The organism is Bradyrhizobium ivorense, assembly GCF_900696085.1.
Classification (GTDB): Bacteria; Pseudomonadota; Alphaproteobacteria; order Rhizobiales; family Xanthobacteraceae; genus Bradyrhizobium; species Bradyrhizobium ivorense.
The window spans coordinates 1-8293 of the sequence record NZ_CAADFC020000026.1 but is presented as its reverse complement, the minus strand read 5'-3'; the positions used below and the strand labels follow the sequence as shown (position 1 = coordinate 8293).

The following is an 8293-nucleotide window of genomic DNA, read 5'->3' as shown; positions in this document are numbered from 1 at the left end:
AGCAGGGCATCAGCAAGGCTGGCAACTACCGTGCGCGAAGGCTCGCGATCGAGCTCGCCTGGCTGTGGCTGCGGCATCAGCCCGACAGCGAACTAAGCCGCTGGTTCCGCGAGCGGGTCGGCAAGATCAAGGGTCGCATCCGCAAGATTGCCATCGTGGCGCTGGCGCGCAAGCTGATGGTGGCGCTTTGGCGCTATCTGGAGACTGGCCTCGTGCCGAGTGGCGCCGTGATGCGCCCGAGCCTCTAACCAACGCCGGTGCGCCAATGACGGCCGACGCGATCCAGGACAGACGTGTGACCGAACGCGGGTATGGGTCTTCGGATTCCGCTTTTGTAGATGGGTCCCGTCGCTTCTGGGCCTCACCTTCACACGTGAATGAAAGATTAGGGTTGGGGTCATTACACCCGACCGGATACAAGTTGATGCGGTGGTTGCCGCATAAAGCTTCACGGCCCAGTTCTGGAAATCACGCCGGCACACTCACAACGCGCACCGACACGTCCCGAGCAGAAAGCCTCGCGCCGGGCTCGCCGCCGTCAAGGCCGCTTCGCGCCGCCTTCGGCGGTGGCCTTCGGCCAGCCTTGACCGCGGCTCCGACCCGGCGCAACCGCCAACCATCGGGACGGAAGAACCATCAGGAGCGCTTCGCGCCCAACACCAACGACTGAGGCAAACGCATGCCCTGATCGATCACGCCTCTTGACAATCACACCCTCATACAAGCCCGCATGAGCGCAGCGACATGCGGGTAAACCTTGCCGCGCCGACGGAGAGGTCCCGGATATCGCTTCCGCCTTCGCCAAGGCTTCGGCGGACAAGCCGCTCATCCGGGCGACGATCGGCGCAAGCCGTCCCTCACATCAGCTTCAGCGGCGCATCATGAACCAGGCGAAGACCGATCCTGCCGATCAATTCCGATCGCTGCGCCTCGGCCTCGCCGATCGCGGCCTCGGTCTGCCGCAAGGTGCTGACATTCGATCCGTACGACACGATGCCGCCGAGAATGAGCGCAATCGATCCGAGCGCTGCGGACTGCCCGGCGCCGAACAGGCCGAGCAGCGTGATCAGCAGCAACGCGAAGCCGCCGGCGATGGCGACCTTCGAGCCGACAATGATCCTGCGCGATCGTTCGGCGCTCTCGGCAAGCTCCTCGATCCGCGCTTCGAGCTCGGAAATTTCGTCGGTGGGCTCGTCGTCGGTCATCACGTTCACGTCCCGTAGGGCGGGTTAGGCGAAGCCGTAACCCGCCGCGGATCGCGCGGGACGAAGATGGTGGGTTACGGCTTCGCCTAACCCACCCTACGGCATCCTTCACAACGGCAAATTGTCGTGCTTCTTCGCCGGGATCTCCACCTTCTTGTCCTTCAGCATCGCCAGCGCGCGGGCGATCCGCCGCCGGGTCGAATGTGGCATGATGACGTCGTCGATGTAGCCGCGCTCGGCGGCGATGAAGGGGGACAGGAAGCGGTCTTCGTATTCCTTGGTGCGCGCGGTGATCTTGTCGGGGTCGCCGATGTCGCTGCGGAAGATGATTTCCACCGCGCCTTTGGCGCCCATCACCGCGATCTGGGCGGTCGGCCAGGCGTAGTTCATGTCGGCGCCGATTTCCTTTGACGCCATGACGTCGAACGCGCCGCCATAGGCCTTGCGGGTGATGATGGTGACGAGCGGCACCGTGCACTGCGAGTAGGCGAACAAGAGCTTTGCGCCGTGCTTGATCAGGCCGCCATATTCCTGCGCAGTGCCCGGCAAAAAGCCCGGCACGTCGACGAAGGTGACGATCGGGATGTTGAAGGCATCGCAGAACCGGACGAAGCGCGCGGCCTTGCGCGACGCATCCGAGTCAAGCACGCCGGCCAGCACCATCGGCTGGTTGGCGACGAAGCCGACCGTGCGGCCGGCGATGCGGCCGAAGCCGGTGATGATGTTCTTGGCAAAGGTCTCCGAGATCTCGAAGAAGTCGCCCTCGTCGACCACCTTCAGGATCAGCTCCCGCATGTCGTAGGGCTTGTTCGGATTGTCGGGGATCAGCGTGTCGAGCGAATTGTCGACGCGCTCGATGGAATCGAAGCTCGGCCACTCCGGCACGCCGTCGGAATTGTTCGACGGCAGGAAGTCGATCAGCCGACGCATCTGCAATAGCGCATCGACGTCGTTCTCGAAGGCGCCGTCGGCGATCGAGGAGCGCGTCGCGTGCACCGAGGCGCCGCCGAGCTCCTCGGCGGTCACCACCTCGTTGGTGACGGTCTTCACCACGTCGGGGCCGGTGACGAACATGTAGCTGGTATTCTTCACCATGAAGATGAAGTCGGTCATCGCCGGCGAATAGACGTCGCCGCCGGCGCAGGGGCCCATGATGACGGAGATCTGCGGGATCACCCCCGAGGCGATGACGTTGCGGCGGAACACGTAGGAATAGCCCGCGAGCGCCGCGACGCCTTCCTGGATGCGGGCGCCGCCGGCATCATAGAGGCCGATGATCGGCGCCCTCGCCTTCATCGCCATGTCCTGCAGCTTTGTAATTTTCAGCGCATGGGTCTCGGAGAGCGAGCCGCCGAACACGGTAAAGTCCTTGGCGAACACGAAGGTCTTGCGGCCGTTGACGGTGCCCCAGCCGGTGACGACGCCGTCGCCGGGGATCTTCGTCTTCTCCATGCCGAACTCGGTGGAGCGGTGCTCGACGAACATGTCGAATTCCTCGAACGAGCCCTTGTCGAGCAGGAGCTCGATGCGCTCGCGCGCGGTCAGCTTGCCGCGGGCGTGCTGCGCCTCGATGCGCTTTTCGCCGCCGCCCAATTTGGCGCCGGCGCGCCGATCTTCGAGGGTGTCGAGGATGTCTTTCATTTGTCTCCGCCCGCATTAGCTACAGTTCGCACCCGCGAACCGGTCCCGCTTCGTTCGAAAACGCTTTAGCACGGCATTTTCCGAACTGGAAACCGGGTCTGTGGGCGGCGTGGGGCGCAAAAACGGTAGGGTTTTCCGATACCTACCTCCGAATATGTTGTTGGGGAGGCAGTCATGAGCGAGACCACCGCGGCCGAGACCGGCGCGCCGACCGGCGGGGTCCGCACCCTGCTCCGGCTGGAGGGGCTGGCGCTGTTTGTCGGCATGACCGTGCTGTACGGGGTCTGGGACGGCTCCTGGCTACTCTACGTGCTGTGCTTCCTGGTGCCGGATCTGAGCTTTGCCGCCTATCTCGCCGGCCCGCGGATCGGCGCCATCGTCTACAACGCCGCCCACGCCTATCTCGCGCCGATGGTGCTGATGACGATCGGCTTCGCCAGCGCCGAGCCGCTGGTGCTCTCGATCGCGATGATCTGGCTCGCCCATATCGGCATCGACCGCGCGCTCGGCTACGGCCTGAAATATGCGAAGGGTTTCGGCTACACCCATCTCGGGCGGATCGGGAAGGCGCGGGACGAGCCCGCCTGACGTGAGCAGCGTCGCATTCGGAAATGCCTCTCAGCCATCGGCGCCCGCAAATTGACAGCCTGCGCTGCCCTTGGTGTAGTCGCCCAATCAAGAAACATGTGGGGGAAGCCAATGCTGACAAACTGGCGCCTGATCGCGACCGCCGTGCCGTTTTGCTGTGCCCTGCTATTCGCCAGCATCGAGACCAGCGCGCAGGAGATCCCGAAGGAGATCGCCGCCCGCACCGAAATCTACGGCATCCCCTCGCTGACGATCTCCGACCAGCAATTCTTGACCGGCGATGCCAACGGCAAACCGGTCACGGTCGCGGGCGAATTGCGCATCGCGCAAGGCACCGGCCGGCTGCCGGTCCTGGTGCTGATGCACGGCTCGAGCGGGGTCGGCGCCGGGATGGACGGCTGGGTGCGCCACTTCAACGCCATGGGCATCTCGACCTTCGTGATCGACGGTTTCTCCGGCCGCGGCCTGACCGCGACCGGGCCGAACCAGGCCCTGCTCGGCCGGCTCAATCTGATCGTCGACATCTACCGCTCGCTGGACATCCTCGCCAAGCATCCGCGCGTCGACCCCGACCGGATCGTGCTGATGGGCTTTTCGCGCGGCGGACAGGCGGCGCTGTTTGCGAGCCTCGATCGCTTCCACAAGCTCTGGAACAAATCCGGCGCGCAGTTCGCCGCCTACATCCCGTTCTATCCGGACTGCTCGACCAGCTATCTGACCGACACCGAAGTCGCGGCGCGGCCGATCCGGATCTTTCACGGCACGCCCGATGACTACAATCCAGTCGCAAGCTGCAAGGCCTATGTCGCACGGCTGCGAGAGGCCAAGCGCGACGTGGTGCTGACCGAATATCCTGATTCCGCGCACGGCTTCGATGCCGGCCTGATCGGCAACAACACAGTGGTGGAATCGACGGGCGCGCAGACCGTGCGCCACTGCACCATCAAGGAAGGCGAAGGCGGCGTCTTGATGAACGCGGCGACGCAGGCGCCGTTCAGCTACAAGGATGCCTGCGTCGAGCTGAGCCCGCATGTCGGCGGCAATCCGGCCACCGCACTCGAGGCGCGCAAGGCGGTCAGCGATTTTCTCACCGCGCTGTTCAAGCTGAGCTAGCGCATGATCCGGAAAAGTGTGAACGGCTTCCCCCAAACGCGCGGCGTTTGCCCGGAGATCATGCTCAAATAAAAAGCTAGTATTCGTAAATCCGCCATGTTGGCTTTCCCCCTAAAAGCCGGACATCGGCGTGTGACCACGGCATGTCGGTTTTGGGCCAGAAGCAGACTTACGTATGGTGTTTCGTAACAGAACCTGACAAAGTCGTGGGGCATTATACATCCTGCACTAACGGCCAACTCGGGGCTGTGGCAAACATCAGGTGCACAAATGCTTTCAACGGACTACCTCATCATCGGTAGCGGCGCGTTAGGCATGTGTTTCGCTGACCAACTGCTCACCGAAACTAACGCGAGCATGGTGATTGTGGACCGTCATCACATGCCGGGAGGCCACTGGAACGACGCGTATCCGTTTGTCCGTCTTCATCAACCGTCAGCTTATTACGGCGTTGGGTCTCGTGCGCTAGGCAGCAGTCGGTTAGATGTGGCAGGTTTTAATAAGGGCTATTACGAACTCGCCTCCGGCGCTCAGATCATCAGTTATTACGACCGGCTAATGAACGAACGGTTTCTGCCTTCGGGCCGCGTTCAATATTTTCCGTTGTGCGACTATCAAGGAGATAACCGTTTTGTCTTCCGACTCTCGGGCGATATTCAGCAGGTAACGGTTCGCAAAAAACTCGTTGACGCTACCTTCCTAAACACCCAAGTGCCATCGACCCACGTACCTTCCTTCGAGCTTTGTGACGGCGTAAAGCTCGTCACGCCTAATGTGCTGCCGAAGTTTGCGCCGGACTTCAAAAGCTATGTCATCCTGGGCGGCGGCAAGACGGCAATGGATGTCGGTGTATGGTTGCTCCAGATGGGCGCGGCGCCGGAAAGCATACGCTGGATCGTGCCACGTGATTCGTGGGTCAGGAACCGAGACAAGGTCCAGCCGGGCGAAGCGTTTTTTAAGCAGACGGCAGGCGGCCAAGCAAATCAACTTGAAGCGGCGGCAGAGGCGACATGCATGGCCGATTTGTTTGAGCGGCTGGAACGAACCGGCGAGATCTTGCGCATCGATACAACGGTGACACCGACCATGTATCGTGGTGCGACTCTCTCGTGCCTTGAGGTAGAAGCCCTGCGCTCCATCAAAGACGTAGTGCGCAAGGGGCGCGTGCTGAGGATCGAACATCAGACAGTCATCCTCGAACATGGGACAGTCGAAGGCTGCGCAGGCAGCCTCTATGTGGATTGCTCTGCCAAGGCATTTGACACTCGACCTTCTGTGCGCGTGTTCGACGGTGACCGGATCACGATTCAAATGCTGCGCTCCGGCGCTTTCTGCCTCAGCGCAGCGGTCATCGCTCACATTGAAGCCGCCTACGACGATGAGACGATGAAGAACGAACTTTGCAAGCCGATGCAATCGCCGAACGTACCGGAAGACTTAGTTCGACGTGCACTTGAGGAGTTGCAAGCCGGGCGCCGATGGTCGGTGGACAAGACTTTGCATCGATGGGTGGCGGAGCACCGGCTGACGGGCGCGGGTATTGGACAGGCAGATGCAGCCGCGCATGACCCAGATGCGGACCGGATTCGCAAGCGCCTGCGCGAAGCTCGTCCAAAAGCCGAAGCAAACTTGTCGCGGCTTATCGCCGAACTAGGCCGTGTACCCATAAACCCGGCGGCGTGATGCGACGGACGCGGTGTTCGCTTTGCCGCTATAGCGACCGAGTTCGTGCGGCAACGCAATATGTCGCGATGGGCCACAAAGGGACATCGGGCGATAGCGTCTCAGCTTTCTAAGGCGGGATCGGCGGCACCGAAACTCATTCAGACGACTGCGAATAGGCGCATGGGCTCGGCGAGACCCTTAAGCTCGGCCCGTCCCTGGTCGACGAACTTGAGGCCGGCACCCGCCACTAGATCCTTTACCGTGCTCGAAGCCAGCACTTCGCTCGCATTCGCATGCTGAGCTACCCGTGCTGCGATGTGCACAGCGATGCCGCCCACGTCGTCGCCCATCATCTCGACCTCACCCGTGTGGACGCCGGCCCGCACTTCGAGATCGAGCGGCCGCACCGCGCTGACGATCCCTTGGGCGCAGCGAACAGCGCGCGCCGGGCCGTCGAACAGGGCCAGAAATCCGTCGCCCGTAGTCTTAACTTCGCGGCCGCGATGCCGCTCCAGTTCCGAACGCACCGCTGCATGATGCGCTTCCAGAGTTGAACGCCACTGCCTATCGCCCACCAACGAGGCTTTCCTTGTCGAATCGACGATATCGGTGAACAGCACAGTCGAGAGGACGCGATCAACCTCGATGGCGGTAGCGGAAACACCCATAAACTGTCTGATCTCCTCGAGGAGCCGATTCTGATCTCCGAACCATGGGAGGTGATCGTTACCTGAAAGTTCAGTGTAGCGTGCGCCAGAAATTCTCTCTCCAAGCTCGCGGCCGGCGAATGCACGAATGCGCACGTCGTCGCGCCGATGCATGACCAGCGTAGGAACCCGGACCGACGGCAGGATGGCCGTCACGTCGATCTCGCGGTTCATGCGCATCAAGTTGATCACATCAGACGGGCTGGCCGCCGAGCGCTCGAACTTGGCGAACCGGTCAATGGCCCCGGGAATTGCGGCTGCCGACGGAGAGAAACTTGGCAGACTCTTGCCGGTCCCCCAGTCGGACCGGATAGTGCGCTCCAAGGCCGCAAAATCGTCAAACGGAACGGAGGCGCCCACCGTGCGCGCATACGTGCCGAACAGAATGAGACCAGCGACCCGCCCAGGATAGGTCGCCGCGAACAGGATAGACATTGGCCCACCCTCCGAGACACCGAACAGATAGGCTCTCTTGGAACCCGCAGCGTCGAGCACGGCGCGGATATCATCGATCCTTTCATCGAGATGCGGGACACCGACACCACGATCACTGAGACCCGTGCCGCGTTTGTCGAACCGGATCAGTCGCGAAAACGAGCCGAGGTCGCTAAGGAAGCGCGCGATGCTGGGATTCTCCCACGACTGCTCGAGATGCGATACAAAGCCCGGCGTCATGAGCAAGTCCGGACCGTCCTGTCCGGATATTTGATACGCGACGAAGACCTCGCCGCTGGTCACATAGCGCGTCTCGACAACCATGGCTTCCCTCAAGCCTAGCCCGCTGGGTAGCTTACGGTTAACGGCCAAGCAGTGCAATTGAGCGGCAAGAAGCTCATGGGTTAGTGCGGCGATGGCCCCTAGCTGCTCATGTCCGCTTTGGGTCTTGGCCGTGTAAAAACGGCCCTTAGGGATGTCCGGCCTGGCAGCCAGAGCCTGGCGAATCTCAGGCCACGATCGCGACGATAAGCGGCTTGACCCCGACGATGTTCATGACCCGTGTCAGATTATAGGCCAGAACCGAGAGAGCCATCTCGGTAGCTACTTTTGGAAGCGTTTTGGTCAGGAAGTGCGTCGCTCCCATGCGGGCCTTCATCGTGCCGAACGGATGCTCGACTGTCTCGCGACGCTGGCGCATCGCTTCTGGGTTTGCATCAAGGCGCTGCTGCACGGCCTCGAGCAGATGCTCATGCTCCCACCGCGCAATTCGCCGCTCCGGCCCGGTTGTGCATTGCGATTTGAGCGCACAATTTTGACAGGCTGTGGTCCAGTAGCGCCGCAGCATCTTGCCGTCTTCTTCACTCGTATAGCGATACGGCAATCGCTCCCCAGCCGGGCATCGATAGGCGTCCTCCTCTGGCAAATAGGCAAAGTCCT

The 8293-nt window shown here is 61.8% G+C and carries 7 protein-coding genes and 1 pseudogene; 4 read left to right on the top strand and 4 right to left on the bottom strand.

Annotated elements, in window-relative coordinates; all coding sequences use genetic code 11:
* Positions 1–248, top strand: a pseudogene (locus CI41S_RS43780) (IS110 family transposase); the annotation flags it as partial.
* A gap of 609 nt (positions 249–857) precedes the next feature.
* Here the strand turns inward: CI41S_RS43780 and CI41S_RS30780 are convergent.
* Both CI41S_RS30780 and CI41S_RS30775 read right to left on the bottom strand, forming a co-directional pair.
* Positions 858–1205 carry a hypothetical protein gene (locus CI41S_RS30780; protein ID WP_139862931.1) on the bottom strand — a complete coding sequence of 116 codons (348 nt, stop codon included), beginning with the start codon at positions 1203–1205 and terminating at the stop codon, positions 858–860.
* Positions 1206–1313: 108 nt separating this feature from the next.
* Positions 1314–2846, bottom strand: coding sequence for an acyl-CoA carboxylase subunit beta (locus tag CI41S_RS30775; RefSeq protein WP_139862930.1), 1533 nt, complete (start codon positions 2844–2846; stop codon positions 1314–1316).
* A gap of 174 nt (positions 2847–3020) precedes the next feature.
* Here CI41S_RS30775 and CI41S_RS30770 point away from each other — a divergent pair, with 174 nt between their 5' ends.
* From CI41S_RS30770 to CI41S_RS30760, 3 genes are all read left to right on the top strand, one after another.
* The gene (locus tag CI41S_RS30770; RefSeq protein ID WP_139862929.1) at positions 3021–3434 is read left to right on the top strand and encodes a DUF4260 domain-containing protein; all 414 of its coding nucleotides are present in this window, start codon (positions 3021–3023) and stop codon (positions 3432–3434) included.
* Between the two features lie 111 nt (positions 3435–3545).
* Entirely contained in the window at positions 3546–4547 is a 1002-nt protein-coding gene (locus CI41S_RS30765; protein WP_139862928.1) for a dienelactone hydrolase family protein, read from the top strand.
* Between the two features lie 270 nt (positions 4548–4817).
* A complete protein-coding gene (locus tag CI41S_RS30760) occupies positions 4818–6230 on the top strand; it encodes an NAD(P)-binding protein (protein WP_139484386.1) in 1413 nt (470 codons plus the stop codon).
* 140 nt (positions 6231–6370) lie between these two features.
* On the opposite strand, the gene CI41S_RS30755 is transcribed toward CI41S_RS30760, so the two are convergent.
* Positions 6371–7678 (bottom strand): adenylate/guanylate cyclase domain-containing protein, encoded by a 1308-nt coding sequence (locus CI41S_RS30755; RefSeq protein WP_139862927.1) that lies wholly within the window; start codon positions 7676–7678, stop codon positions 6371–6373.
* A gap of 184 nt (positions 7679–7862) precedes the next feature.
* Positions 7863–8293: transposase (locus CI41S_RS30750; RefSeq protein WP_139862926.1), on the bottom strand; the 431-nt coding region annotated here is incomplete at its 5' end.